Genomic DNA, 26370 nt, shown 5'->3' on the forward strand with positions numbered 1-26370 from the left:
GCCTCCAAATCACAGAGGACCATTCATGAGCATTGCCACTCCCGACAGGATCAAGGTCCTGTGGTTTCTGCCGACTCATGGCGACAGCCGCTATCTCGGCACCTCAGAGGGGGGGCAGGGCGGTCGACTTGCCCTATCTCACCCAAGTCGCGAAAGCCGCCGATGCCATCGGCTACTATGGCGCGCTGCTGCCGACAGGACGCAGTTGCGAAGATAGCTGGGTCGTGGCGTCGGCGCTGGCACCGCTGACGCAGCGGCTTCGCTTCCTTGTCGCCGTCCGGCCGGGCCTGCAATCGCCGACGCTAGCCGCGCGCAGACCTCGACGCTCGACCGCATTTCCAGCGGACGGCTGCTCATCAACGTCGTCACCGGCGGGGATCCGGTCGAGAACAAGGGCGACGGCATCTTCCTCAGCCATGACGAGCGCTATGAGGTGACGCGGGAATTCCTCGACATCTACAAGGCGGTGCTTCGCGGCGAGACCGTAGCGTTCGCAGGCAAGCACTTCCGTATCGAGGACGGTCGCCTACTGTTTCCGCCCGTGCAGACGCCACATCCGCCGCTCTATTTCGGCGGCTCGTCCGATGCCGCTAACGCGGTCGCCGCCGAACAGATCGACAAATATTTGACCTGGGGCGAACCGCCGGCGGACGTCGCGGCAAAGATTGCCTATGTGCGCGGTCTTGCCGAGAAAGCCGGGCGCCAGGTGACCTTCGGCATCCGGCTGCATGTCATCGTCCGCGAGACCAATTATGAGGCCTGGGCCGATGCCGACCGCCTGATCAGCCGCCTGGACGACAACACGATAACCGAGGCGCAGAAGGTTTTCGCGCGCATGGATTCCGTCGGCCAGTCGCGCATGAGCCGGCTTCATGGCGGCCGCCGCGACAAGCTCGAAATCAGTCCGAACCTGTGGGCTGGCGTTGGCCTGGTGCGCGGCGGCGCCGGCACCGCCCTGGTCGGCGATGCGGCGACAGTTGCGGAACGGATCGACGAATACCGGCGCATTGGCATCGATAGCTTTATCCTGTCCGGCTATCCGCATCTGGAGGAGGCCTATCGGTTTGGCGAACTGGTGTTGCCGTTGTTGCCGCTCGATCATGAAATCTCGACGCGCCCGACGGCAGTGAACATGGGACCGTTCGGCGAAACGGTGGCCGGCGACCATCGGCCTTCGGCACTGCGCGCGAGTCAGTCTTGAGCGCCAGAGACTTGGGCAGGGGACCGGTCGTAGCCATCATCGGTGGCGGCTTTTCCGGTGCGGCGACCGCGTTTCATCTTGCGCGGCTGCTGCCCGCCGGTGCTGCCGATATCGTGGTCGTCGAGCCCAGAGAGGGGCTCGGCTATGGTCTGGCCTACTCGACGGCCGATCCTTCACACCGCATCAATGTGCCGGCGTCGAGAATGACGCTGATCTCCGGCCAGGACAGCCACTTTGCCGATTGGCTGGAGCAGACCGGCGCGATTCTCGACGATGCCGAGGCTATTGCCGCAAATGGAGCACTCTACCCACAACGACGCGTTTTCGGGCGCTACGTGGAATCTTATCTCCAACCCTTTCTGTTCGGCAAAGTGATCCGTCATGTCAGGTCCGCCGTCGCGTCAGTCGAGCTTAGTGGCCAGGGCTACATCCTGATTCTCGCTGATGGAAGGACGCTCGCAGCCGACGCCCTAGTGATTGCGGCGACGCATCCGCCACCGGCCTTGCCATCGGCCCTGCGGTCTGTGGCTGCTGCTGCCCGGCTGGTGGCCAATCCCTATGATCTCGGAGGGCTGCAAGCGATCGGCCGCGACGACCAAGTGCTCGTAGTCGGCACTGGATTGACGTCGGCGGATATCATTGCCACGCTGGACCGCAATGGGCATCGTAGCCGCATCGACGCGCTGTCACGTCATGGTTATCGTTCGCGCAGCCACGCGGTGCTCCCGGGCGACCCGATTGGTGATTTCATCAGTCTGCCTTCACGCAGCGCAACAGTGATGCTCAGACGCATCCGGGCCACGATCCTAGATGCCAAGCGTCGGGGCGAAGACTGGCACCCGGTCCTCGATGCCGTCCGACGTCAGGGACAAATCATCTGGCAGGCCCTGCCGCTCGACGAGCAACGCCGCCTCGTGCGCCATTTGCGCACGCTGTGGGATGTGCATCGCTTCCGCATCGCGCCACAGGTCGCGGACGTGCTCGATCGCCGCGTTGCCGAAGGCATGCTCGCCTATCGCGCCGCATCGATCGTCGGCGCCGAGCAGGTCGACGGGCGCATTCGGGTCACGCTGCGGCCAAGGCGCCAACCCACTCAGACAACCGAGACGTTCGACAGGGTGGTCGTCACGACCGGGCCGGCGCATGCCGATATTTTCCGGACCAACACAGCAATTGCCGATCTCGGGCGAATGGGACTGGTCCGGCTAGACCCGATTGGCCTTGGCCTGGCGACCGACAGCCAAGGCCGTGCGGTCAGCACTTCCGGCCGACCGACCGACAGCATTTTCGTCAGCGGGCCGCTGGCGCGCGGCAGCGTTGGCGAATTGATGGGAATTCCCGAAGTCACCGCGCATGCCGAGCGTATAGCCGCTGAAATCCACCAATGGCTTGGATACCAAACGGCGTTGCGTCGTAAGGCGTCGTGAAGCTGCAAACACGATGAGGCTATCCAGATGACACTCACCGAGCGTATTGCGAAGGTGGAAGCCCATCGTGTCGTAAATAGGCCACTGGTCGCGTGCCGCTCCTGGCGCTTTTAGCAGATCCGCTCGACCTCGGAGGTGCCGATCTCCATGCCCAGACTTCGCACCGGCGTCCACCGCTTTGATGACGATCCGAGACGATCAGCCCACCGCGGCGGGTCGAGAAAGCACTGGGCGGGAAGACGCCTACAGCGAGGCTGCTCGCCTTGTGGCCGCAGAGAGGGAAAGAATCTGCCGCCGGACATCGACTTCAGTGGTTTAGAGAAGGCGGCTCGGCAGCGACCTCTGCGTGAACCCAGACGCCTTGAAAAGCCCGATGCGTCCGGATTTTGGCGGTGATCTTCATCAAATGCGATGAGCTGCAATTTCTGGCGACGGCCACGCTAAGGGCGGGCCTCCAGCACCATGTTGAACGGTGTCTCCGCGGCGCGACGCAATCGCTTGAAGCCGCCACCGGTCACCACCTTGCGCAGCCTCGCCTCACCGGCCTGGGCTCCAAGCGCGAGCCCGACTTCCTGCGACACGGACGCGGGCGTGCACACGAACGTGGAAGCGGCATAGTAAACGCGTCCGACGGGATTGAGGTTCGCCGCCAGATGATCATGCGCGAACGGCTCGACGATCATCCACGTGCCATCCGGCTTGAGCGATCCGTGGACATGGGTGGCGGCGCCCGTCGGGTCGCCCATGTCGTGAAGGCAATCGAAGAATGTGACGAGGTCGTAGGTTCCGGGATAGCTCTTGGCGGCGGCGACGTCGAACCGCGTGTTGACGCCGACGCCGGCTACCTCGGCCGCCTTGCGGGCGCGCTCAATCGAAGGGGCATGATAGTCGAAGCCGACGAAGCGCGAAATTGGGGAAGGCCTGTGCCATGAGCACGGTCGATGCTACCATGACCGCATCCAACATCCGCGACGTCCACGCCGCGTTCGAGCTTCTCGACGACGCCCTCCAAGGCCGGCAGCCAGGAGTCGATCAGATTGGCATTGTAGCCTGGACGGAAGAACCGTTCCGTACCGCGAAACAGACACGCGCTATGATCGTGCCACCCGACGCCATTGCCGGACGGAATGCCTGCCTCACCTTTTCTTCATCGAGCCACAGCGCGGACAGGAACTCGAATGCGCCTGCCATGAAGGCCGGGCTGTCTTCATCGGCGAACACCAGCTCTTGCTCGGCGTTGAGATAGAATTTGTCGCTCGCTTCGGTGGTCGGGAATGACAGCCACCTCCATGCCGTTGAAAAGCAGGAAATCCGTCACGTTGCCCTCGTCGGTAACCGGCGGAGCCGGAGTGGTCGTCACCAGGGCAAGCCCTGTCGCAGCAGGTATCCTAGGGCAGCCCGTCAGAACATCGATGACTCCGGTTGTGGTGCCGGGGCGGGCGATCAGGGGCCAAGTGATTGTTCCGAGGCGGCTGTATGTTGTGGTAAGGTGATCATGCGAATTCTTGTTGGTCGGTCACGTGTTTTGCGGATGACCCGCATGTACTGTGCCAAATGAGAAAACCATTCAAACGCAATCCAGTAGATCTGACTGTATCCGACATTGTCGGAATTTGGACATCGCCGAACGCGAAGCGCTCGGGGCTTGTGACGATACTTGAGCGTGCTGCTTCGGAGGAGGGATGCGCCTCGAACCGGCCGCGAGGCCTTTTTCTGGCAACGGATATTCCGGCCGGGTTAGGCCGCGAGGAAAGCGACGGTGAATAAGAGGTAGAGGACCAACCGTTTTGAGCGGGTAGTTGCCGTGTTGCGCCCCCACGCAAAGGCCAGCACCACGGAGCAGTATTTCTGGTGGCGACACTACAACGCCTTTAAGTGCCGGTTACCCGTTTTTACCCGATGCTGGATACGACTACAACGACTCCTTCCCGAGCCTGCGTGCGGCGCTTACCTGGAAGATGGAAGCCGGTCAGATCGCAACGGGGGAGGGCGGCCAGATCTGGGCAATCCCGCATGCATTTGAGAACATCCAGCTGTTCTACCGCCTGTTCCCGCCAACGGCGGAGATCACGCCGTGTCACCCCAAGCACTTAAACCCAGCGTGCCGATGGCAGCCGAAGGACCTGGCGCGCGCGCCTCGTCCGGTTCGGCTTCGCTGGAGGGGCGTTCCATCGACTGTTTCAGCCTTGCAATCATCCAGGCGCTGGCCAAAAGCCAGATGGAGCGCCGGCTCAGGAACCGGCGCAAAAACTCGAGCCTGCCGGCGCTGATCGAGCTGGTGCTGGCGCGGCCGCTGGTGTCGGCAGGTCTGGTCGCGGCCGAGCTGAAAATTAGCCAGCGTGCTGCGCTCGGGCTGGTGCCGAACTCGGCATCCGTGAGGTGACCGGCAGGGGCGCTACCGGACGTGGGGCCCCGTTTAGCTGCGGCGGGCTTTGGCGAAAGCGACAGCACTGATGATTTTTGCTGTACGCTCATTCTCCCTCATCTGCGCGTTGACAGAAAACCAGCAGCCGAGGGTCACTGCACGCTGTGCTCCCGCGATTTCCGGAAAACCAATGAAGAACGACTTTGATCTATCGCGCGGGACGTATCATTCAACCATGTCGAGAACGGGCGTGACGGCACGTACACTATGGACCAGAGAACTTTGTCTGGCGACTTTGCGCACGCCTGCAGAACTCTTCGGAAAACTTCCTTCTGTTGATCCAATGATCGTAATGAGCTGGAGTGGCATCGCCGCTCTCCCCGGTTCTTGCTCTCTCAGTTGAACTTGATGCTGGCCTGCACGAACACGCCGTAGCGCTTTGCCTTCCAATCGTCGGCCTGCGGGGAACCACGACCGCCCATTGCCTCTTCGAAATGAGCCGTGCCGTTATTCGCCACGGCCCAGTAGCGGGCGCCGACGCCGATGTTGAACAAATCCGTGACCTTGTAGTTCAACACCGCCTCGAGCTGGACGCCATGCCCATCGCCGTCTTCGGGAATTAGCTTGATCTTGGGGCGCATGTGGTGCTGATCTTTGCCGTCGAGCCGCGTGAAGAGGAACGCCACGTCACCAGAAAGGCTGAGTCGCGCGGTGAGTTGCGTCTGCCCGGCCAAGCCGAGTCGCAGCGAATGCCAATCGTTGTCCTGGCTGATGAGGTTGACGTAGGTCGGGACGGTTGGCACACAGGTCCTCCAGTTGGTCGCCTGCTGCGTGCAACCGAAAGCGTCGTAGCTCTCGTGCCAGAAATTGTTGCCAACAAAAGCACCGATGCGGTAGCGCGGCGCGTTCAAGAAATTATATCCAAGATCGGCGGTGAAATAGCTGACGCCGCCCCCGCGCTGATCACTGAATGTGTTTGAGTAGCCCCCCATTTCCGTAAGAAGTCCTCGTCATGAGAAAACCCTCCCTGATGCCGCCGGCACCGAGGAGGCCTTTACGAAAATGCCAGTCGGATTGTGGATCGCGTTGAAGAAGACTTCACTCGAATGCGCGTCTAGATCGTCATAGGTGAGCCGCGAGACCGGTGACGTACCTTTATGATTGTAAAGGTCCTTCGATGCTTGCCGGTACTGGGCCAGTAGCGTAGTCCACCCTCGAACGAAAAGACTGAGGCCTCCGCCCCGGCTACCGACGCCGACTCGAAATCACCGGCACTCGACGGCGGTTCGGAACTCCTCGGTGCCGCAGCGCCGGCCAAGCCGGGCCCGGTGAAAAATTCGTCGTCGAGGGCAAGGCGCCCGCTGCTTCGCCCGGCCGCGCCGACGATTTTTCTTGGCCGCCAAGGCGGCAGCCTGCGGCCGCGGCCACAACCGAAACGACCACGGCGATCGTCCGTAAACCTGCCCCCGGGACACCTGAAGGGCAAAGCGCCCTCAGATGGCCGCGGGAGTAGCGTTTCCAAACGGTCTCAGCGCGGCAGCACGCTCGATCCCATCAGCGCCTCGTCGATCGAACGCGCTGCCTGACGGCCCTCGCGGATCGCCCAGACGACCAGCGATTGACCGCGGCGCACATCGCCCGCTGCATAGAGCTTTTCGACGCTGGTCTTGTAGTCGCGATCATTGGCCTCGACGTTGTTCGAGCGGCGGCTGTCGATGGCGATCTTCATCTGGCCAGCCAGTTCCGACACTGGCCCGACCGCGGCCGGCCCAGCAAAGCCGATAGCGATGAAGGCGAGATCCGCGCGGATAACGAATTCCGTGCCGGCGATCGGCTTGCGCTTTTCATCGACCTCGCAGCATTTGACGCCGGTCAGCGCGCCGTCCTCGCCGATGAATTCGAGCGTCGCCACCTGGAACTCGCGTTCGGCGCCTTCCGCCTGCGAGGACGAGGTGCGCATCTTCGTCGCCCAGTAGGGCCAGACCGAAAGCTTGTCTTCCTTTTCCGGCGGCTGCGGCCGGATGTCGAGCTGGGTGACACGAACGGCGCCTTGGCGGAAGGCGGTGCCGACGCAGTCGGACGCGGTGTCGCCGCCGCCGACGACGACGACATGCTGGCCGCCGGCGACGATCGGCGGCGACGGCCACGCCACCGACTGGATCGGCTCGCCGCCGATGCGCTTGTTCTGCTGCACCAGGTAAGGCATCGCGTCATGCACGCCATCGAGATCGTCGCCGGGAATGTTGGCCGGGCGCGGCGTTTCCGAACCGCCGCAATAGAGCACCGCATCATATTCGGCGAGCAGCTCCGCCACCGGCTTGTCGACGCCGACATTGATCCCGCAATGGAAGCTCACGCCCTCGCCTTGCATCTGCTCGATGCGCCGGTCGATATAGTGCTTCTCGATCTTGAAGTCGGGGATGCCGTAGCGCATCAGCCCGCCCGGCCGGCTCTCGCGCTCATAGACGTGAACGTCGTGACCGGCGCGGCCAAGCTGCTGGGCGGCCGCCATGCCGGCCGGCCCCGAGCCAATGATTGCGACGCGCCTGCCGGTTTTCCTTTCCGGCGGATAGGGCCGGATATGACCGGTTTCATAGGCCTTGTCGGCGATTGCTTGCTCGATCGTCTTGATGGCGACCGGAATGTCCTCGAGGTTCAGCGTGCAGGCTTCCTCGCAAGGCGCCGGACAGATGCGGCCGGTGAATTCCGGGAAATTATTGGTCGAATGCAGGTTGCGGATCGCATTGTCCCAGTCGCCATTGTAGACGAGGTCGTTCCAGTCCGGGATCTGGTTGTGGACCGGGCAGCCGGTCGGCCCGTGACAGTATGGAATGCCGCAATCCATGCAGCGCGCGGCCTGTTTCTCGACCTCCTTGTCCGACATCGGCAGCGTGAACTCGCGAAAATGCCGGATGCGGTCGGAAGCCGGCTGGTACTTGTGCACCTGCCGGTCGATCTCGAGAAACCCTGTTACCTTGCCCATAGTCCAGTCCCTGCTGTCCAGATGGCGCGCTCGACGTCGCACCCGTTAACCTCATAAGGCAGCCATGGCAACCTTCAGTCCGAGGCCAGGATTGTTGATGAAGGCATCGACCGGGAAGCTTTGCTTCCCGGAAATCCCAATACCTATTCCGCCGCAACGCCCATGCGCATGCGTTCCATTTCGATCAGCGCGCGGCGGTATTCGACCGGCATGATCTTCCGGAATTTCGGCCGGAAAGTCGCCCAGTTGTCGAGGATCTCGCGGCCGCGCACCGAACCCGTGTAATGAACGTGGTTCGAGATCAACTGATAGAGCCGCTCCTCATCATGGCTGGTCATGTCGCCGGACACGTCGACGCGGCCTTTGTGGTCGAGGTCGCCGCCATGATGGAGCAGTTTCTCCATCAGGTCGTCTTCCTCGGGAACGGGTTCCAGTTCGACCATCGCCATGTTGCAGCGCTCGGCGAAATCACCCACCTCGTCGAGCACATAAGCGACGCCGCCCGACATGCCGGCGGCGAAGTTGCGGCCGGTCTGCCCGATGACGACGACAATGCCGCCAGTCATGTACTCGCAGCCATGGTCGCCAACACCTTCGACGACGGCGGCGACGCCCGAATTGCGAACCGCAAAACGCTCGCCGGCGACGCCGCAGAAATAGGCCTCGCCCTCGGTCGCGCCGTAGAGCACCGTGTTGCCGACGATGATCGACTCCGCGGCGACGATCTTCGTGTTCTCCGGCGGGCGGATGACGATGCGGCCGCCCGACAGGCCCTTGCCGACGTAGTCATTGGCCGCACCGACCAGCTCGAACGAAACCCCACGCGCCAGGAAGGCGCCGAAGGACTGGCCGGCGGTTCCGGTGAGTTTTACCGAGATCGTGTCCTCGCGCAGGCCCTTGTGCCTGAAGCGCTTTGCCACTTCGCCCGACAGCATGGCGCCGGTCGAACGGTCGACATTGCGGATCGGCAGCTCGATGCTGACCGGCTGCCTGGCTTCGAGCGCCGGCTTGGCCAACTCGATCAGCTTGCGGTCGAGCACGTCGTCGATCGGATGCTTCTGCCGCTCGGTCCAGTGCACCGCCTCATGCGGGGCATCCGGCTTGAAGAACATCCTGCTGAAATCGAGCCCGCGCGCCTTCCAGTGCTGGATCAGCGCCCGCTTCTCCAGGAGTTCGGTGTCGCCGATGATCTGGTCGAGATGGGTGTAGCCCATCTCGGCGAGCAGCGCCCGGACCTCTTCCGCCACATAGAAGAAGAAGTTGATGACGTGTTCCGGCGTGCCCTTGAAGCGCTTGCGCAACACCGGATCCTGCGTCGCGACGCCGACCGGGCAGGTGTTGAGATGGCACTTGCGCATCATGATGCAGCCGGCCGCGATCAGCGGCGCGGTCGAGAAGCCGAATTCGTCAGCGCCAAGCAGCGCGCCGATGACAACGTCGCGCCCGGTGCGCAGGCCGCCATCGACCTGCAGCGCGACGCGCGACCTGAGGCCGTTGAGCACCAGCGTCTGGTGCGTCTCGGCAAGGCCCATTTCCCACGGGCTGCCGGCGTGCTTGAGCGAGGTCAGCGGCGATGCGCCGGTGCCGCCGTCATAGCCGGAAATGGTGATGTGATCGGCGCGCGCCTTGGCGACGCCGGCCGCAACCGTGCCGACACCGACTTCGGAGACCAGCTTGACCGAGACATCAGCCGCCGGATTGACGTTCTTGAGGTCGTAGATGAGCTGCGCCAGATCCTCGATCGAGTAGATGTCGTGATGCGGCGGCGGCGAGATCAGGCCGACACCGGGCGTCGAATGCCTGACCTTGGCAATGGTGGCATCGACCTTGTGACCGGGCAACTGACCGCCCTCGCCGGGCTTCGCGCCTTGCGCCACCTTGATCTGCATCACGTCGGAGTTCACCAGATACTCCGCCGTCACGCCGAAACGCCCGGAAGCGACCTGCTTGATCGCCGAACGCTCGGGGTTCTTGCCGCCGTCCGGCAGCGGCAGGTAACGGTCAGCCTCTTCGCCGCCCTCGCCGGTGTTAGACTTGCCGCCGATGGCGTTCATGGCACGGGCCAGCGTGGTGTGCGCTTCCCTGGAAATCGAGCCGAAGGACATCGCCCCGGTCGAGAACCGCTTGACGATATCGGCAGCCGACATGACCTCGTCGAGCGCGACCTTCTTGCGCCCGGTTTCTTCGGCCAGCCTGATCTTGAACAGGCCGCGAATGCTCTGCGCCCGCGCCGTCTCGCTGTCGATCTGAGCGGAATAGTCCTTGAACGTCTGCCACGATCCCTGGCGCACGGCGTGCTGCAGGGTGGCCACCGCATCGGGCGACCAGATATGCGCTTCGCCGCGCATGCGGAACATGTATTCGCCGCCGACCTCGAGGCTGTTGCGCAGCACCGGGTCGTTGCCGAAGCCGTCGGCGTGGCGGCTGACCGTTTCGGCCGCGATCTCTTCCAGCCCGACGCCTTCGATCAGCGTCGCGGTGCCGGTGAAATATTTTTGCACGAAGTCGGTCTTCAGCCCGATGGCGTCGAAGATCTGCGCGCCGCAATAGGACTGGTAGGTCGAGATGCCCATCTTCGACATCACCTTGAGAATGCCCTTGCCGATCGACTTGATGTAGCGGGAGACGACCTCATTGGCGTCGACTTCGGCCGGCAGCTCGCCGCGCTTGTGCATGTCGAGCAGCGTGTCGAAGGCGAGATAGGGATTGATCGCCTCGGCGCCATAGCCCGCAAGGCAGCAGAAATGATGCACCTCGCGCGGTTCGCCGGACTCGACGACCAGCCCCACCGACGTGCGCAATCCCTTGCGGATCAAATGATGGTGGACCGCCGCCGTCGCCAGCAATGCCGGGATGGCGATGCGGTCCGGCCCGAGCTGACGGTCGGACAGGATGATGATGTTGTAGCCGCCGGCGACCGCCGCCTCGGCGCGCTCACACAGCCGGTCGATGGCGCCCTGCATGCCGGCCGCGCCTTCGTTCGAAGCATAGGTGATGTCGATCGTCTTGGTGTCGAAACGGTCCTCGGTGTGACCGATGGAGCGGATCTTCTCAAGATCGCCATTGGTCAGGATCGGCTGGCGCACTTCGAGCCGCTTGCGACGCGAATTGCCGACGAGATCGAAGATGTTCGGCCTCGGCCCGATGAACGACACCAGGCTCATCACCAGTTCCTCGCGGATCGGGTCGATCGGCGGGTTGGTGACCTGGGCGAAGTTCTGCTTGAAATAGGTGTAGAGCAGCTTCGATCTGTCCGACATCGCCGAAATCGGCGTGTCGGTGCCCATCGAGCCGACCGCTTCCTGGCCGGTGGTCGCCATCGGCGACATCAACAGCTTGGTGTCTTCCTGGGTAAAGCCGAACGCCTGCTGGCGATCGAGCAGGCTGACGTCCCTGCGCAGCGCCCGCGGCTCGACCGGCTTCAGGTCTTCGAGGATGAGTTGGGTGTTGGCGAGCCAGCTCTTGTAGGGATGCCTGGTCGCGATCTCCGACTTGATCTCCTCGTCGGAAACGATGCGAGCCTTCTCCAGGTCGATCAGCAGCATGCGGCCGGGCTGCAGCCGCCACTTCTTGACGATCCTTTCCTCCGGCACCGGCAGCACGCCGGCTTCCGAGGCCATGATGACGCGATCGTCGTCGGTGACGATGTAGCGCGCCGGGCGCAGCCCGTTGCGGTCGAGCGTGGCGCCGATCTGGCGGCCGTCGGTGAAGGCCACCGCCGCCGGCCCGTCCCACGGCTCCATCAGGGCGGCGTGGTATTCATAAAAGGCCTTGCGATCTTGATCCATCAGCTTGTTGCCGGCCCAGGCCTCAGGGATCAGCATCATCATTGCGTGAGCGAGCGAGTAGCCGCCCTGCGTCAGGAATTCGAGCGCATTGTCGAAACAGGCGGTGTCCGACTGCCCCTCATAGGAGATCGGCCACAGCTTGGAGATGTCGTTGCCGAACAGTTCGGAATCGACCGAGGCCTGCCGCGCCGCCATCCAGTTGACGTTGCCGCGCAGCGTGTTGATCTCGCCATTGTGGGCGACCATGCGATAGGGATGCGCCAGCTTCCACGACGGGAAGGTGTTGGTCGAGAAACGCTGGTGGACGAGGATCAGCGCCGTCTCGAAACGCGGATCGGTCAGATCCTTGTAATAGGCGCCGACCTGATAGGCCAGGAACATGCCCTTGTAGACGATGGTCCGCGATGACATCGACACGACGTAGAAGCCATTGTCGACGCCCTTGGTCTCTTCGTGGATACGACCGGAAATGACCTTGCGCAGGATGTAGAGCCGCCGTTCGTAATCGTCGTCGCTCTCGATCTCGGCGCCGCGACCCAGAAATACCTGCCGCTGGACCGGTTCGGAAGCAGCGATATCAGGCGCCTTTGACAGCGATGAATTGTCGACCGGCACGTCGCGAAAGCCGAGCAGCGGCTGGCCTTCGAGCTGCGCGACCTCGGCGATGATGCCTTCGATATGCGCCTGAAGCTCAGGATCGCGCGGCATGAACACATGGCCGACGGCGTAATGGCCGGGGTTGGGCAGTTCGACGCCCTGGCTGGCCATCTCCTCGCGGAAGAAGCGGTCGGGAAGCTGCACCAGCACGCCCGCGCCGTCGCCCATCAGCGGGTCGGCGCCGACGGCGCCGCGATGCGTCAGATTTTCGAGCACCGCCAGGCCGTCCGTGACGATCTGATGCGACTTGACGCCCTTCATATTGACGATGAAGCCGACGCCGCAGGCATCGTGCTCGTTGCGCGGATCGTAGAGGCCGTGGGCGGCGAACCCGGTAGGGGTCCGCCCGATCCTGGTCAGGCCAGTGGCGATGGACGGATTTTTGACGGCTGGCGCTTTCGTCTGCGCGGCCGGGCCGTTCGTCGCAGATGGCGTCACTTCCGTCATCGTCCTGTCCTCCGTTCTTGCCTGGCGCAGAGACAGGCGGTCGGCTGCGTCCCCCGTCTTCCCCGCCTGTGGGCGCAGGTGGATCGGTGGGCAGCGCCGAGCTGGCTGAGTAACCTTCTTCATGTTGCCAGCCTTACTCCAGTGCCATCTTTGACGGGTCCGGGAGACCCTTAGCGGCAGTATGTTTTGGTGAGTTGATCAGGCACGTCTTCTCCTTGCTCGGTCACGTGTTTGCGGTAACGGCGAGGCTGGGCTGGACGCCTGGGCCGACCTATTTGTACATCCACGTCAGGGAAATGGACGAATTGGCCAGTAAGCCATTCGCCCCTCTTTGGTTTCCTCCTTGGCCGCCCCTTTCACCTTTTGGGAGAATCCTCTTGCGGAGCCACACAGAGAGCGCCGTAACAAACCTTCTCACCCTTGTAGTTGGCCAGAGCCTGCAGCAACTCGGGTAGAAGGTGCTGTTTCAGGTCGTCCGAGATAGGCTCCGGACCCTCCAGCGCTTTCAGTGTCTGCTCGACCAACTCGATGGCGCGATCTTTGTTGCCGCTCTCATGATAGTACTGAGCGACCACCGGATAAGACAGGAACTTAGAGCCGCCGCCTTGCGGCAGTGCCACGATGTGTTTGGACAGCTCTTCGCCCATCGCGAAGCGCTCAGCAGACGGAAAGCCGGAATAATCAAAGCCCGGCGCGAAGAGTTGGTATAGCGCCCAATACATCCATCCCTCGGACTTTCTGTCGATCGCGTCGCGAACGAATTGGCGCATTACGGGCAAGCCGGCCTGCATGTCGCGCATTCTGTGAAGCAACAGATTGACATGACTCACGCGGAAGTTGAGTTTGTCCGGTATCAATGCGAGGCCTTCTTCAATCGCCGAGAGCGCCGTCTTCCAATCCTCGGCCTCCATTGCCGGCCGAAGTTTGTCGTATATGGGCTTGGTCAGCGCTTGTTCGCGCGCTATGGTTTCGCCTTCCGCAATCCGCTCCGTATCGGCGGATTTTGCCTGATCGCTGATGCGCCAGCTGCCGTTAAGCACCTTCGGCAAAACCTCATCGAGTTGCGTCGGATGACCGATAAAGGCGATGTGGCCGTCTCGGTCGACCACGAACGAGGTCGGGACCCCGTAAGAAAAGCTGGGCTCCATCCAAAGCTTGTCCATTTCGCCTGTGGAGTCGAATGCGATCCGATAGTTCAGATTCGGGAATTTTTCGGTCAACCAAGCGTCCAACGTGCTTCGGGCCTCGTCGGCCGTTGGAGCGTCTTCAGAAGCCGCGACTCCGACGATCTCAACGCCGTTGTCCTTGTATTTCTCCTGCAGCTGGATCAGATGGGGCATCCCGTCCACACATGGGCCGCACCAAGTTGCCCAAAATTCGACTATGCACACTTTGCCGGGCTCAAAGCTGGTGAGGGGCTCGCCACGCAGCCAGTTCTCGACTTTAATCGAAGGAGCCGGGGACTCCATCTGCAATACCACGTTGCGGTCCAAAGCTATTTCCAAAGGTTTCTGCACGAGCTGGTTTCCTCTCAGAGACGGCACACGGGTTCAGGGAGGAGCGGATCGCTCGTCTTGCCCCATTGAGTGCAGTCACAGTCACTCAGTCTCAAAAACCATGCCAACGCGCTCAGCGCGCAGTTAGCGCCCATTGCTTCGAAAAACCTCGACAGTGCCCAGATGTTGGTTGTAATGAACCTGACATTTGTCTGACGCTGTCAGCTTTTGGACACGCGATCACGCGCTTCGTGCCGCCAGAAGGTCAGGCCGAGCCCTGTGTTGCCAGCGGTCGCTTCGATGATTGTACCGCCCCGCGCGAGCTGGCCACGCTGTTCGGCATTAACGATCATCGACAACGCAATGCGATCCTTGATCGATCCGCCGGGATTCTGGCTTTCGAGCTTGACGAAGAGACGACACCTGCCGGTATCGAAGCTCTTCAGTTCGACGACCGGCGTCTCCCCAATCAGATCGAGCACTGACGCAAATGGCGGACGCAGGCGAGAGGACGCCTTTGTCGACGGTCGGCGGAACATCTCAAGGCTCATGCGGCTGCGGTCTCCAGAATGTCGGCATAGTGCCGTTGCGCAGCATCGGGATGCGAGCGCAGTCGGCTCTTCAGCAGTTGCGGAACAGTGGATTGTCGGGGTCGCTGGCGGGGCACCCGCTTCGGCAGCCGTTCAGGCGGCAGGTCAAGAAACCGTATGTCGGCATCAAGCCGCGCGCCGAAGAAGAAGGGAATCGAAACAGTGCCCTTCGAAAGACCCAGGGCAACGGAAATCATTGCATCGGGCGAGTTCATGCGCCTGAAGCAGCGCTGCCTGCAACTGCTTCATAGCGACAGGCGGGCGAGACTCTAGCGAGGCTTTCGCCGCTTGGTTGATTGAGGCTCTCGACGAAGCCACTAAGATTCGGCGGCCGATAATAGCTTGCTGCTCATTGGGACGTCGACCAACGCCGGGATTGAGAAAGGCAACCCTGCCCCACAAGGCGGGTGTCACACGTGCGGTGCGTCCGCTCGTCACGCCGGATGGTTTTTGAGACCTGGGTTCACGGCTAATCAGATGCACCCCTGTCGTCGTTTCGGTGCAGGCCGCCAGGGGGGCGTGTTGCAGCAGCTTGCAATTAGTTTCGCCAGTACGGGGCGTGCGAGCACGGGGCTGCACAATGAGATCATATGCCGGCGTGGGGACCAAGGTGTGGCGCAGCCTTAGAGAACTCAACACCGAGACCGGAGCAACGGAGACTGCTCTTTCGTCGAGCCAGTTTAAATTAGAACATTCTTTCTATAGTTTACATCAATTATCCTGTTCGATAGCTCTGTCGACTAGCGATGAGACTTTTCAACGCAGCGCGGACATCCGCTGGCCGGATGTGACTTGCTATCCCTTTCAAGATCAAACAGGAGAACCCATGAGCAATCCAGTCCTTGTCAACCGGACCATTCTTGACTCCGACGTTGTACCGCTGACCAGCCGTGTCGGAGCTGAAATCAGAGGCGTTCGCCTTGGCGGAGACCTTTCGGACGCAGCGATAGCAGCCATCAACCAGCTTCTTCTAAAACACAAGGTGATCTTCTTCCGCGGCCAGGAGCACCTCGACGATGCGGAGCAGGAATTGTTCGCGCGGCGTCTGGGTAACCTTGTACCTCATCCCACGCAGGGGCCGGCAGCCGGCACGGCCTCAATCCTCAATCTCGATTCCGGCCGTGGCGGTGGCAGGGCAGACCAGTGGCATACCGATGTGACTTTCGTCGATGCCTATCCGAAATTCTCGGTCCTACGTGGCGTCGTCATTCCGGCGGCGGGGGGCGACACGATCTGGTCCAACACGCACGCCGCGTACGAGAATCTGCCGGCGCCGCTCAAAATATTGGCGGACAATCTGTGGGCTATTCATAGCAATGCCTACGACTACGCAGCCGTGCGCCCGCGCGCCACAGCCGAAGAGAAGAGGCACTTCGAGGAAGTCTTCACATCGACGATCTACGAGACCGAGCATCCGGTCGTGCGCGTCCATCCCGAAACCGGGGAGAAGTCGCTGCTGCTCGGCAATTTCGTGCAGCGCCTCGTCGGCCTTTCCAAGAGCGATTCCGCCAAACTCTACGAGGTGTTCCAGTCCTACGTCACTGCCCCGGAAAATACCGTGCGGTGGCGCTGGCAAGTAAGCGACGTCGCTATCTGGGACAACCGTGCTACCCAGCATTATGCGGTCAACGACTATGGCGACCAGCACCGGGTTGTGCGTCGCGCTACGGTTGACGGTGACGTTCCGATCGGCGTCGACGGTCGCCGCAGTATAACCCGTGTCAAGGCAGCCAAGCCGGCGGCGAAGGCAGCCTGACCGTCTGAACAGGGTAAAGATGAAAACTTCGTATCGCCGCGGCCATATCGCGCTGCTTAACCGCCCCACAAAGCCTTATGATTTCCGAGAAGCAAGGCGAGTTGCGGGCTCGAGGCTTGGCCCGAAATCGAGGTCCTGCAGCGTGGCGCATGGCTCGAGTCGCTGCTCGTGGCCCCGCTGCAGCGGTACAGGTCCCCCACCGCCCCACCATCTCGCCCGCCCTGCACCTCGGATAGCGATCATTCACCGTTTGTTCATTATGATAGCGCACGATCATAACTGGACATGCTGGTAGCTCGTACATGCCTGAAGGCCCTGCGCGCCGACCCAGCGCCGGGGCCTTTTTACTTCCGCAAAATCGATTCCAGCAACGTGGGCACTTCGCAGGATGTCGCAATCCCGCGCTTGCGATGATACGCCGTACAGCGAATTGCGCGAGTCAAACGAATTTGGGTTCCTCAAATATAGAATCGTCGATACCGATCCTGATGGATCGAGCCTCGACGACGAAGTCAACCATCTTCAAACGGAATTATTCAACATTGCCGAGAGCTCCCGGTGTGCCGTCGAAGCCGACATTCGGGAGGTCAGCGGTCACCAACGATCATGGTGATCGCCAGCATCTTTCGTATTCACATGACCGTCGGCCTGGTACTTTCCCGAGGCCATGACATGAGTGGGTCTTCCAAGCACCGATTTGGCCCGGTAGGATTTGCAGGGGGCGCGGACAAGCGGATGAACAAACGGAATGATGCTGGAAAACTGCGCGCCTGCTGGGATTTAGCCGACCGTCGATAGGAACATAGCCCTGGTCGACGGCTTTCTGAAGGGCAAGAGTTTCGCCGACCTGGCTCAGGAACATGGCTTGTCGACAACGAGGGTGCGCCAAATCATCGAGAAGGCCGATCGGCTCGTGGGCGGCGGCATTCAGACCAAGACTGAAACGTCCAACGCCTCGCCTCGATCCGATTTCATGGTCGACTATCCCTATGTGTGCAAATTGGCCGAGAAGCACCGGCTGGGTAGCGTCACGCCGCATCATTCTTTGCGGAGCTGGAGCGCGCGGGATCGCCGGAGCGGCTGGTGAAAGCGGTTGCCGGGGCGCACGCCAACAACAACACGTGAGCTGGCGCCTCGTGTGGCAAAAGGAGAGGGCGAGAGCCCATGGCCTGCAATGAAGCGATCAAGCATTGCGATCGTGGAACCAAGCTGCCCAGTCGACCATCCGGACCGCGGCCTTCAATGCCAGCTCGCCTTGGAATCGGCCTTCCAGGAATTGGCTGAGCGCGCAGCGGAATCCGGCTGGACCGAGGAGATAGCCACGCGCTCCTCGAACTCGCCGGCGCGCGCCTCAGGAGCGACTCCGCCAATGACGAGACTGAGAGGACGATTAATCGTGCCAGGGCAACGAGAGAGCGGCAGGTTCAAGAAGCCTCGCCTGACCCGATAGGAACGTCGCTGCGCCAATAAAATTGGCGGTGAAGGCTGACCGCGGCCGAGTCGGGCAAGCGAGCGAAGTGCTGAAATAAGGGCGTGAGAATCCAAGACATCGTTTGTAGAGAGCATCGAGCTTCGCGAAATTGTGGTACAGGATCGACCGCAGGTGTTCTCGGAGCGCTCGCAGAACCCGGGATTCTTCCGCGGCACCCGCCAAGGCGAAGAACGGTCAGAGTTGCACGATAACGCTTAAAAGCGAGCCTTCCTCCGAAAGTCTGCGCGCGCAGTTCCACGGTCCGATGCGCTTTCATAGCTATTCCAATCGCCGCGCCCATTCTCTCCCGGATCAGGTCCAGCGGGTCTGCAGTGCATGCGCCCCCAAAGTGGACGCCATTGGGCCGGGTGAACCGGGCTCGATTGCGCGCCGAAGGCCCGTTCCAGGCCCGGAAATCCGGGTCCGTCAGGGCGAGCGCGTGCGGGTCGAGGTAGAGAACGGCCTTGCCGAGAAAACGACCGTGCACTGGCATCGCGTGCGTGTGCCACATGCCATGGATGGCGTGCCTCACCTCACGCAGAAGCCGATTGGAGCGGGCGAGCGCTTCGTCTACGAGTTCGACGCCGTCGACGTCGGCATCTGCTGGTATCACCCGCACCAGCGGAGCTTCGAACAGGTCGGGCGCGGACTTTATGGTCCGCTGATCATCGAGGAACCGAAGGCGGTGCGGGCCGATCGCGAGGTGACCTGGATGCTCGGTGACTGAGGGCTGACGAAATCTGGCGCAATCAGCGAGGATTTCGGCAACCGGCACGACATTCACCACAATGGCCGCGTCGGCAACACGGTTACCATCAATGGCCGCGTGCCGGATACCTTTGCGGTCAGAAAGGGCGAGCGCATCCGGCTGCGGCTGATCAACGCCGCCAATGCACGCATCTTCAGTCCCGACTTCACGGGTTTTCAGGCCGGCCGTCATCGCGCTCGACGGCCAGCCGGTGACGCCACACGCGCCGGAGGCGGGTGGTGCTGGGTCCCGCAATGCGCACCGATCTGATCCTCGACATGACGGGCAAGCCGGGCAGCCGGCTTTCGATCTTCGACCAGTTCTACGAGGGGCTGGAATATGAGCTCGTCGATCTTGTTTATTCCGACACTCCGCTTAGGGCACGTGTGCCTGATTGGCCGCTGACCCTGCCGACCATTCCGCTGCCGGAGCCGGACCTCGATACAGCGTCCCGCAACGAAGTCGTCTTCACCGGCGGCATGATGGGCGAGATGGTGGCGCAGGACATGGGTGAAAGCATGGGTCCGGGCGCATGATGCAGGACGATGAATTCCGGCACCGCCTGGTTCATCAACGGCGTCGCCGCCGACGAGGCCAATCACGACATGAAGCCGGGGCTGACGCTCTTGCGGAATAAGAGCCACGTCATCGCCACGACCAACGCAACCGCGTGGCATGATCCGATCCATCTGCACGGCCATTCCTTCCGGGTGATTTCCCGCAACGGCCAGCCCACCCCACGTCGCGAATGGCAGGACACGGCGCTGGTTTCGCCGCGCGAGAAGGTCGAGATCGCCTTCGTCGCCGACAATCCCGGCAATTGGATGTTCCACTGCCACGTTCTCGAACACCAGGCGGCCGGTCGCCTGACCAGTCCACAAGCCGAAGGAGAAGCAAAAATGTCCAATACCCTGATAGCTCTTGTCCTCGCCTCGATCCTGTCAGGCGCCGCTCCGGCGTTCGCCGGCGAAAGGACGTCACGCTCTACAAGAACCCGCAATGCGGCTGCTGCGAAGGTTATGCCGGCTATTTGCAGGAAACGGCTTCGCTGTCACCGTCAAGGCCGACGCACGACCTTTTCGCCATGAGCCGCGAAGAGGGCATTCCGCCGGAAGCCGATGGCTGCCTTCTCTCGTTCATCGACGGCTATGTGGTGAGCGGCCATGTGCCGGTCGGCACGGTCAACAAGCTCTTGACCGAGCGGCCCGACATCAAAGGGCATGACGCTGCCCGGCATGCCGATGGGCTCCCCCGGCATGAGTGGCACGAAGGAAGCGCCCTTCGAGATTCTCGAAATCCGGAAGTCTGACGGGACCGGCGGCGTCTACGCCACGGAATAGGAGGCTTCGATGATGGAATGCATGAGCGGCATGATGATGTTCGGCATGGGCCTGGTGTGGCTGCTTGTCGTCGTCGTGCTCGTCCTCGGGACGGCCGCGCTGATCAAGTACCTGTTCTCCAGCGGCGGCAAAGGAGAAGGGCGTCGGTCCTCTTATCGATGCGTGGCCGCGGCAGGCCTCGGATTGGTCTGGACATTGCCTTGGCTCGCCAACCGGATGGCCGGTGGCGGCGCCCCGGCCGCGGCGATAGCGCTAGGCAAGACGGTTTTAGCCAGGCGAAGGTCAGCGCGATTGGAAAGCCCGCTGCCTTCGGGACGCATGCCGGCGCCGGGACCGGCCGCGGTCGTCGGCGGCGGCTACCAGAGCGACATGCCGGGCTTCGGGAATGTCCTCACCGACGAGGAGATCCGGGCCGTTCTGGCCTTCATCAAAAGCACATGGCCCGAGCGGGAACGCGCCTATCAGGCAGATGAGCCGCCGGGAGCGGGAGCAGACACAGTGAGACCAATTCTAGCCGCGGAGCCCTCGAACGCCCCCAACCGGAATGCATTGTCCATGAAAGCGAAACCGTCGCTTGCGATTCAATTTCTGGCGCTGATCCTCGCGACCTCCGCGCTGGCCCACCATCCGGGCGCCGATCTCGACAAGATGAGGGACAGCGCGGAGAGGTTCTTCCAGGCGATCGACGAGCAGGCCGCGCCGCCTTTCGAACTGGCCGACGCGGACGGAAGGGCCGTCCGCCTTTCCGATTTCTCCGACAAGATCGTGGTGCTCTACTTCATGACGAGGTAACCTTGGAAGAAGAAGGCGACGGCCACTGGCGGCAGGATGGCAAGCACGCTGGCCGCAAAAAGCGGCCCATACTCATAGAAGCGGGCCGGTTCTGTCGCAAATCGTGCTTTTGGCCACAACTGGACGCTTTCGCGCGCTTATGGACCAGCTCACATGTCCAACAACGCAAGCAGATGACAGGGCTCGACGTGCCCCGGGGTGGCGCCCTACTTCCACGCTCGCACTGTCACACTCCCGCCGAAAGGCGGGTTTAGTGAGTTATGGCAGTGACTGTGCCACCAGTCCAAACGTCGAGTTTCGCGGCAACTTCGACGCTTTCCTTAGCTGACTTGCCCAAAACCAGCGCGGCCAAAGCATACTGCTTGCCGCTCCCGATGGCATAATATTCACCTTTCACGGGATCACTTGGCAGCCAATTGCCGTCCAACAATACGGCTTCCCCATTTTTGCGCACTATCAGCGCCTCAAATTCAAAATTGTCGTCGTTGCGCGGCACAGGAATATCAGAAACATCCATGCCCTTCTCAACCCAGTCTCGAACGGCCTTTGGAATACCCAAGGACGAAGAGGAAACGCCGATGAGTGTGCCGTCGCATAAGCGAAACACCTTCGTTTTCTCACCGACGGATACTGAGTCAAAACCCAAGGCTCGGCCGTCGCCAGCCATGGTTCCGTTCCTGTAAGCTATTGTTGTCATTGGCACCCTTCTATCGCTACATCAAACTTCAGGACCTTGCGCATGTCCCCTGTGTCAAGGTCACTGACCCACGGCCTATTTGCCTGATACACGATACAGGCTGCGCTCCTTGAGTTCGCGCACGGGTGGCCGTCATCTTGCCGCCTTCGCGCAATGCCTTGAACAGGCCGAGTCTGTCCCCCAGCGGGAATGACAACCACCTCCATGTCGTTGAAAAGCAGGAAATCCGTCACTTTGCCTCGTCGGTAACGGGCGGAGCCGGAGCGGTCGTCACCGGGCAAGCGCGGTCGCAGTAGGTATCCTGGGCAGCCCGTCAGACATGGATGGCTCCGGTTGTGGTGACGGGGAGGGCGATAAGCAAGTTCGGGCCAAGTGATTGTTCCGCGGCTGTATGTTTTGGTGAGGTGATCATGCGACTTCTTGTTGGTCGGTCACGTGTTTGCGGATAACCAGCATGCGCTGTGCCAAATGAGAAAACCATTTAAAGTCAATCCAGCAGATCTGACTGTATTCCGACATTGTCGGAAATTGGACATCGCCGAACGCGAGCGCTCGGGGCTTGTGATGATACTTGGGCGTGCTGCTTCGGAGGAGGGATGCGCCTCGTACCGGCCGCGAAGCCTTCCTGCATTTAAGGCGCCAGATCAATTGAACGCGCATACCAGTCAGCCGTCCCGTCGTTTAGTCCAAATGGCGATCCATCTCAGCGCGCTCACGCCATCCACCTTTCTGCGCGACCCAAGCTAAACACGCTCGGCGATGATTAGGATACCTACTACATCTGGACCCGCCCGGACCCGCCCGGCCTTGCTCGCCTGCGAGACTTGAGGCGTTCGTCGATCGGATAGAGGTTTCGATTCAGGAGACGTGCTTCGTGATGCGGCCATGATAGGCCGGTCCCTCACCGACTGCCGCACGCTCGGAAGAAGCCAAGGTAGGCGACAAGCCTCTGTGGATCGCTGAAGCGCCGAATGTTGCCGATTGCCGCGGCAACGTTCGCACCCACGGTGACGGAGGCAACGTCATCAGGCGACGGATTGTCGGATCCTAGTGGGCACCACCGCGATATCCGCCTCGACCACCGTCAACGCCTCGTTGATCTGATTGATCAAGCCGAGGTGGCACTCGATGGCGGCGCGCTCAAGGAGCAGCATGAGTTAACACCTACTCCTAGCGCCGCTCCTGGAGTCCTATTTCCGCCGGCGCCTGACGAAGCAGCGCAATGCGACTCCCGCGACCGTGGCCAGCTATCGCGATGCCTTGCGCATGCTGATCCTCTTTGCCGCCGCCCGATTGCGGAAGAAGCCGGGGGCGTTGGCGCTCGAAGAGCTGATCGAGATCCCGTTCTCGCTTTTCTCGACGAACTCGAGGAGAAGCGGAACAATTCCGTCACCACGCGCAACGCCCGCTTGGCCGCGATCCGATCTTTCTTCCGCCACGTCGCTGCCGCCGACCCGGCATCCTTCGGCGTCGCCCAACGCGTGCTGACGATTCCCATTAAACGGACGCACATTGACGTGACGTACCACCTCACCACGGCCGAAGTGGACACCCTCATCGCGGCGCCAGATCCAAAGACGCCCCGTGGTCGGCGCGACCGAGCCTTTCTGCTCTTTCTTGGCACGAACCGGCGCCCGGCCTCCGAAGCCACCGGCGTCAACGCAAACGACCTTCAGTTGGAGCGGCCGCACCCACAAGTGCTGCTGCGCGGCAAAGGGCGTAGAGACCGCGTCGTCCCCATTGCTAAGGACCCGGCTGCGGGCGCTGACATCCTTGTTGAGCGAGCGCGGGATCGCCCATCACGAGCCGCGACCGATATTCCTCGGCGCCCGCAACGAGCGCCGGGCCTACCAGACCGGCTTTGGCCGACAAGCCCATATCGCCGCACATCTTCCGGCACTCCCTCGCCATGAAGCTTCTCCAGTCCGGCGTGGACCTTTTGACGATCCAAGCCTGGCTCGGGCATGCACGGGTCGCCACGACCCACCGCTATGCCACAGCGGATGTAGAGATGATGCGCAATGGACTCGAGAAAGCGGGCGTCACCGGCGATCACGGCGTGCGTTTCCGACCAAATGACTCCGTTCTGCAACTGCTGAACTCCATCTGAATGTTTATGTGGCGGAGGCAAGCTGGGTTTGGCCGGTCCGAAGGGGTCAGGGCGGCTCCGCCACATAATCTCGCCCGACGCATAAATGCGGATCCCGGCCCAATGTCTCCTGAACCTGCAGAGCGAGACGCTGCATTCCGCGACGCATATCGGTCCGGCCCACCGCCAACCAGATCCGCACCTGGCTCGGGACCGGGATCATGAAACGCCCCGCGCCTTCACCATCGCCGCTGCCAGTGTTGGCGGCGTGGTCAGTGGAATCCGCAGCCGCACCTTGCCGGCGACGTCCAGCTCGATCACCACTGGCGGCGGGAGCGGCTGGGCGCGTTCGTCAAGAACGTCTTCAGTTGCCGGCTGCCCGGTCTCAGGTCGAAACAGCTCGTTGCGCCAGTATCGGCTGCTGGGCGCGACGCTGTTCGCTGTGTCACAGGAAGAAAGGAAGGTCACCTTGGAGCTCAGGTCAGCCGCCCCTCGGGCTTTTTGCCTATGGCGGCAAAGGGCTCAAGCAAGCCCGAGCTTTTTCCTGAGCTCGGCGTTTTCTTTCCGGAGCCGGTCAGCGAGGAGCTTCTTCAGACGGGCGTTCTCTTCTTCAAGCTTCACAAGATCCTTGAGCTCATCGCTCTGTGTTGTCTGCCCAGCAGCCCTTTTCCAGTGATAGTACGTCTGTTCCGATATTCCAGCGTTCTGAACGGCTGCCTTGATACTCTCTCCCCGTCCGATCTGCTTCTCGATCTCGCCGAGCTTCTGGGCACGCTCGTTCTCAGAGTAATTTCTCCGCGCTGCCCGGACTGTAGGCGAAGCGATCGCTTTAGATGAAGACGCCTGAAGAGCCGAGCTGGCGGCTCTGGTTCGTATAGCACCTGCGCGCTGCGCGGTCCGCTTCCGCGTCTTCGGCGCCTTTGTATCGGGTGTCTGTTCCTTCACGGGCACCTCGCCTGCTGCCTGGGTTGCCTCAGTTTCCTTAAGGTTGGACATCAGAAACTCCCTGCGATTTCAAACATCTATTCTAGCACGCAGCATCTAGAACTTATGGGCTTTGTCAACTGCGGCCACAAAACCGTGCTCGCCAATGTCGCCGTCCGACGCGTTAACATGATGCCAGTAACTGCGGCAATGCAATCGGTTCGCAATCCGCAACAAAGAGTATCGGCTGGATGTGCACGACGCCCCAGTCTCTGAAACAGCGTAGCCGCCCGGTAAGAGCCGCTTTCAGTCTGCCTTAGAAACAAGGTGGTCGGTCGCCACTCCCGCGCATACTATCCGTCTACTCTTGCTCCTCGCACGGCGCCAGGTCCTCGTCATCGATGCCGGGCAGCGTCGCAGCGGCTAAGCCAGCCACTCGCATTGCTCCCTGACAGGATGGTGCCGATCCTGCTGAGATCGCATGCTGGCGCGACGTTGCTTTGCGGCCACCGTCGCGCCTGCCCGTGAACTGTTCGCGCCTGTGCTCATGCTCGCCTTGACACCCTCGATGGGTCCATCCGGGATGGTCAACCATCCGGAACATAGCGGGCAGGCGGGCATCTTCACCAGCAGTCTCTGTGTCGCTCTCGTGGCGGCAAACAAGATCGAGGCTGGCGGGGTGATGATCAACGGTCCTCGAACCATCGATTTTGATCGCGGTGGCCGTTCAGTGTGTTCAAACACGAGGCGCCGTTAGACGGCACCGCAGCATCATAGCGAAGTGCCATGCAGGACGACTCCCTGCAGCATCGTCTCGCGCAGCCAAACACTTGCCGGATCACTGTTGTGAACGGCCGGACGTTTGACGGCCTGTGACGCGAAAAGGCAGCGGAAGATCTAGCATTTATGGGGGAAATGTTTTTTCGGAGTGCTTGACCCGCAGGAAGGGCATGACTGCCTATCGCCCGACCCGGCAAGGCCGCACTCATGACCGGCTGGGCTCGGATCCTGCATGCCGCGCCCGTGAGGTTACTTGTCGGAAGTGCGTCGAGCACAACGACGAGATGTAGTTCACGATCTTTGAAACGCGTGGTCAACTATCCAAAGTGTGGATGCCTTTCATCGAAACAAACGATTTCATCAATGTTGTGGAATCCTGCATGGGCAGAAGCACCTGACGCACACCGATGCCCCACTGCCTCATGGCGTGACGAGCGTCTTAAGAACTGCCCGAAAGGAGAACTTTCATGCGCTCTACCGGGCAGTGGAGTGCTGGGAAAGGGAGTTGCAACTGACCGGCCATGTCAACTGTCCGACTTCTTCCGAGCCTATGGACAGACTGGGAACCTTCCACGCAAAGCCATTCGAAAGCGGCCGCAGTTGGGCCGGCGCGAGACCGGAAGCCCGCGCAATCGGCTACGACGCGCACGGTGTAGCGGCTCACATCGTCATACTGCACCTACGCCACACACCGGCCGGACCTGATCCGGCTTTATGAGCATTGGGCTTTGTCAGTCGCACAAGCGTGATGGCTTTCGCGACGCGGCGCGCCTCAGGAACTGAGCCGCGGGTCCGGGTCGAAACGCGGGAAAGAAAGAC

Annotated in this window: 23 protein-coding genes and 5 pseudogenes; 14 read left to right on the top strand and 14 right to left on the bottom strand. The window is 61.6% G+C overall.

All coding sequences use genetic code 11. The annotated features are described in order from the left end of the window. Positions 1-25 precede the first annotated feature (25 nt). Both ssuD and EN859_RS08210 read left to right on the top strand, forming a co-directional pair. A pseudogene (ssuD, locus tag EN859_RS08205) lies at positions 26-1201 on the top strand (FMNH2-dependent alkanesulfonate monooxygenase). Next, on the top strand, positions 1198-2628 hold the full coding sequence (locus EN859_RS08210; RefSeq protein WP_126089950.1) for an FAD/NAD(P)-binding protein: 1431 nt from the start codon (positions 1198-1200) through the stop codon (positions 2626-2628). The pseudogene ssuD and the gene EN859_RS08210 overlap by 4 nt, the downstream one beginning before the upstream one ends. Before the next feature lie 440 nt (positions 2629-3068). Here EN859_RS08210 and EN859_RS08215 read toward each other — a convergent pair. Then, positions 3069-3891: pseudogene (locus EN859_RS08215) on the bottom strand (class I SAM-dependent methyltransferase); the annotation flags it as partial. A gap of 811 nt (positions 3892-4702) precedes the next feature. On the opposite strand from EN859_RS08215, the gene EN859_RS08225 reads away from it, so the two are divergent. Continuing rightward, positions 4703-5011 (top strand): helix-turn-helix domain-containing protein, encoded by a 309-nt coding sequence (locus tag EN859_RS08225; protein WP_236473435.1) that lies wholly within the window; start codon positions 4703-4705, stop codon positions 5009-5011. A gap of 377 nt (positions 5012-5388) precedes the next feature. Here EN859_RS08225 and EN859_RS08230 read toward each other — a convergent pair whose 3' ends face one another. After that, on the bottom strand, positions 5389-5985 hold the full coding sequence (locus EN859_RS08230; protein WP_091600473.1) for an omptin family outer membrane protease: 597 nt from the start codon (positions 5983-5985) through the stop codon (positions 5389-5391). 276 nt (positions 5986-6261) lie between these two features. Here EN859_RS08230 and EN859_RS39120 point away from each other — a divergent pair. Then, positions 6262-6506: pseudogene (locus tag EN859_RS39120) on the top strand (hypothetical protein); the annotation flags it as partial. Between the two features lie 15 nt (positions 6507-6521). On the opposite strand, the gene EN859_RS08240 reads toward EN859_RS39120, so the two are convergent. The 5 genes and pseudogenes from EN859_RS08240 to EN859_RS08260 all read right to left on the bottom strand — a co-directional run bounded on the left by EN859_RS08240 (position 6522) and on the right by EN859_RS08260 (position 15169). Beyond that, complete coding sequence (locus tag EN859_RS08240) at positions 6522-7976, bottom strand: glutamate synthase subunit beta (RefSeq protein WP_023798073.1); 1455 nt, start codon at positions 7974-7976, stop codon at positions 6522-6524. Positions 7977-8119: 143 nt separating this feature from the next. Then, a complete protein-coding gene (gene gltB / locus EN859_RS08245) occupies positions 8120-12868 on the bottom strand; it encodes a glutamate synthase large subunit (RefSeq protein ID WP_126089949.1) in 4749 nt (1582 codons plus the stop codon). A 356-nt stretch (positions 12869-13224) separates the two neighbouring features. After that, the gene (locus EN859_RS08250) at positions 13225-14337 is read right to left on the bottom strand and encodes a TlpA disulfide reductase family protein (RefSeq protein WP_126095612.1); all 1113 of its coding nucleotides are present in this window, start codon (positions 14335-14337) and stop codon (positions 13225-13227) included. 293 nt (positions 14338-14630) lie between these two features. Continuing rightward, positions 14631-14903 (bottom strand): annotated as a pseudogene (locus EN859_RS08255) (pyridoxal-phosphate dependent enzyme); the annotation flags it as partial. An 8-nt stretch (positions 14904-14911) separates the two neighbouring features. Then, positions 14912-15169 carry a hypothetical protein gene (locus tag EN859_RS08260; RefSeq protein ID WP_091600625.1) on the bottom strand — a complete coding sequence of 86 codons (258 nt, stop codon included), beginning with the start codon at positions 15167-15169 and terminating at the stop codon, positions 14912-14914. A gap of 611 nt (positions 15170-15780) precedes the next feature. Here EN859_RS08260 and EN859_RS08265 point away from each other — a divergent pair. Then, the gene (locus EN859_RS08265) at positions 15781-16710 is read left to right on the top strand and encodes a TauD/TfdA family dioxygenase (protein WP_091600626.1); all 930 of its coding nucleotides are present in this window, start codon (positions 15781-15783) and stop codon (positions 16708-16710) included. An 880-nt stretch (positions 16711-17590) separates the two neighbouring features. Continuing rightward, positions 17591-17797 carry a hypothetical protein gene (locus tag EN859_RS08270; RefSeq protein ID WP_091600627.1) on the top strand — a complete coding sequence of 69 codons (207 nt, stop codon included), beginning with the start codon at positions 17591-17593 and terminating at the stop codon, positions 17795-17797. A 152-nt stretch (positions 17798-17949) separates the two neighbouring features. Here the strand turns inward: EN859_RS08270 and EN859_RS38020 are convergent, their stop codons facing one another. After that, positions 17950-18138, bottom strand: coding sequence for a hypothetical protein (locus EN859_RS38020; RefSeq protein WP_158302651.1), 189 nt, complete (start codon positions 18136-18138; stop codon positions 17950-17952). Positions 18139-18620: 482 nt separating this feature from the next. Here EN859_RS38020 and EN859_RS39125 point away from each other — a divergent pair, with 482 nt between their 5' ends. The 5 genes from EN859_RS39125 to EN859_RS40450 all read left to right on the top strand — a co-directional run bounded on the left by EN859_RS39125 (position 18621) and on the right by EN859_RS40450 (position 21061). Then, entirely contained in the window at positions 18621-18908 is a 288-nt protein-coding gene (locus EN859_RS39125) for a multicopper oxidase domain-containing protein (protein WP_236473615.1), read from the top strand. 260 nt (positions 18909-19168) lie between these two features. Continuing rightward, positions 19169-19465, top strand: coding sequence for a hypothetical protein (locus EN859_RS39130; protein ID WP_236473614.1), 297 nt, complete (start codon positions 19169-19171; stop codon positions 19463-19465). Positions 19466-19474: 9 nt separating this feature from the next. Further along, positions 19475-20017 (top strand): multicopper oxidase domain-containing protein, encoded by a 543-nt coding sequence (locus EN859_RS39135; RefSeq protein ID WP_236473613.1) that lies wholly within the window; start codon positions 19475-19477, stop codon positions 20015-20017. Then, complete coding sequence (locus EN859_RS39140; RefSeq protein ID WP_236372580.1) at positions 20014-20238, top strand: DUF411 domain-containing protein; 225 nt, start codon at positions 20014-20016, stop codon at positions 20236-20238. The genes EN859_RS39135 and EN859_RS39140 overlap by 4 nt, the downstream gene beginning before the upstream one ends. A 52-nt stretch (positions 20239-20290) precedes the next feature. Continuing rightward, positions 20291-21061, top strand: coding sequence for a redoxin domain-containing protein (locus EN859_RS40450; protein ID WP_245330000.1), 771 nt, complete (start codon positions 20291-20293; stop codon positions 21059-21061). Between the two features lie 250 nt (positions 21062-21311). Here EN859_RS40450 and EN859_RS08305 read toward each other — a convergent pair whose 3' ends face one another. The 3 genes from EN859_RS08305 to EN859_RS39150 all read right to left on the bottom strand — a co-directional run bounded on the left by EN859_RS08305 (position 21312) and on the right by EN859_RS39150 (position 23449). Further along, positions 21312-21728 (bottom strand): hypothetical protein, encoded by a 417-nt coding sequence (locus EN859_RS08305; RefSeq protein WP_063169404.1) that lies wholly within the window; start codon positions 21726-21728, stop codon positions 21312-21314. Positions 21729-22783: 1055 nt separating this feature from the next. Next, entirely contained in the window at positions 22784-22912 is a 129-nt protein-coding gene (locus tag EN859_RS40210) for a hypothetical protein (protein ID WP_259980032.1), read from the bottom strand. Between the two features lie 93 nt (positions 22913-23005). After that, complete coding sequence (locus EN859_RS39150) at positions 23006-23449, bottom strand: hypothetical protein (protein WP_245464791.1); 444 nt, start codon at positions 23447-23449, stop codon at positions 23006-23008. 170 nt (positions 23450-23619) lie between these two features. Between EN859_RS39150 and EN859_RS39155 the strand changes: the two genes are divergently transcribed. Further along, a complete protein-coding gene (locus EN859_RS39155; RefSeq protein ID WP_236372574.1) occupies positions 23620-23868 on the top strand; it encodes a tyrosine-type recombinase/integrase in 249 nt (82 codons plus the stop codon). Between the two features lie 46 nt (positions 23869-23914). On the opposite strand, the gene tnpB is transcribed toward EN859_RS39155, so the two are convergent. From tnpB to EN859_RS08330, 3 genes are read right to left on the bottom strand one after another with little or no spacing between them, the layout of a single operon-like run. Beyond that, positions 23915-24070: an IS66 family insertion sequence element accessory protein TnpB gene (tnpB, locus tag EN859_RS40215; protein ID WP_084831567.1), complete on the bottom strand. Its 156-nt coding sequence runs from the start codon at positions 24068-24070 to the stop codon at positions 23915-23917. Next, a complete protein-coding gene (locus tag EN859_RS39160) occupies positions 24067-24315 on the bottom strand; it encodes a transposase (protein WP_236473611.1) in 249 nt (82 codons plus the stop codon). The genes tnpB and EN859_RS39160 overlap by 4 nt, the downstream gene beginning before the upstream one ends. Before the next feature lie 54 nt (positions 24316-24369). After that, entirely contained in the window at positions 24370-24843 is a 474-nt protein-coding gene (locus tag EN859_RS08330) for a transposase (RefSeq protein WP_091600632.1), read from the bottom strand. 409 nt (positions 24844-25252) lie between these two features. On the opposite strand from EN859_RS08330, the gene EN859_RS08335 reads away from it, so the two are divergent. Next, positions 25253-25528 carry a hypothetical protein gene (locus EN859_RS08335; protein WP_091600633.1) on the top strand — a complete coding sequence of 92 codons (276 nt, stop codon included), beginning with the start codon at positions 25253-25255 and terminating at the stop codon, positions 25526-25528. A 573-nt stretch (positions 25529-26101) separates the two neighbouring features. Continuing rightward, positions 26102-26227, top strand: a pseudogene (locus EN859_RS08340) (acyltransferase); the annotation flags it as partial. Positions 26228-26370 lie beyond the last annotated feature (143 nt).

Origin of the sequence: Mesorhizobium sp. M00.F.Ca.ET.216.01.1.1 (assembly GCF_004010325.2) — a bacterium.
Lineage (GTDB): Bacteria > Pseudomonadota > Alphaproteobacteria > Rhizobiales > Rhizobiaceae > Mesorhizobium.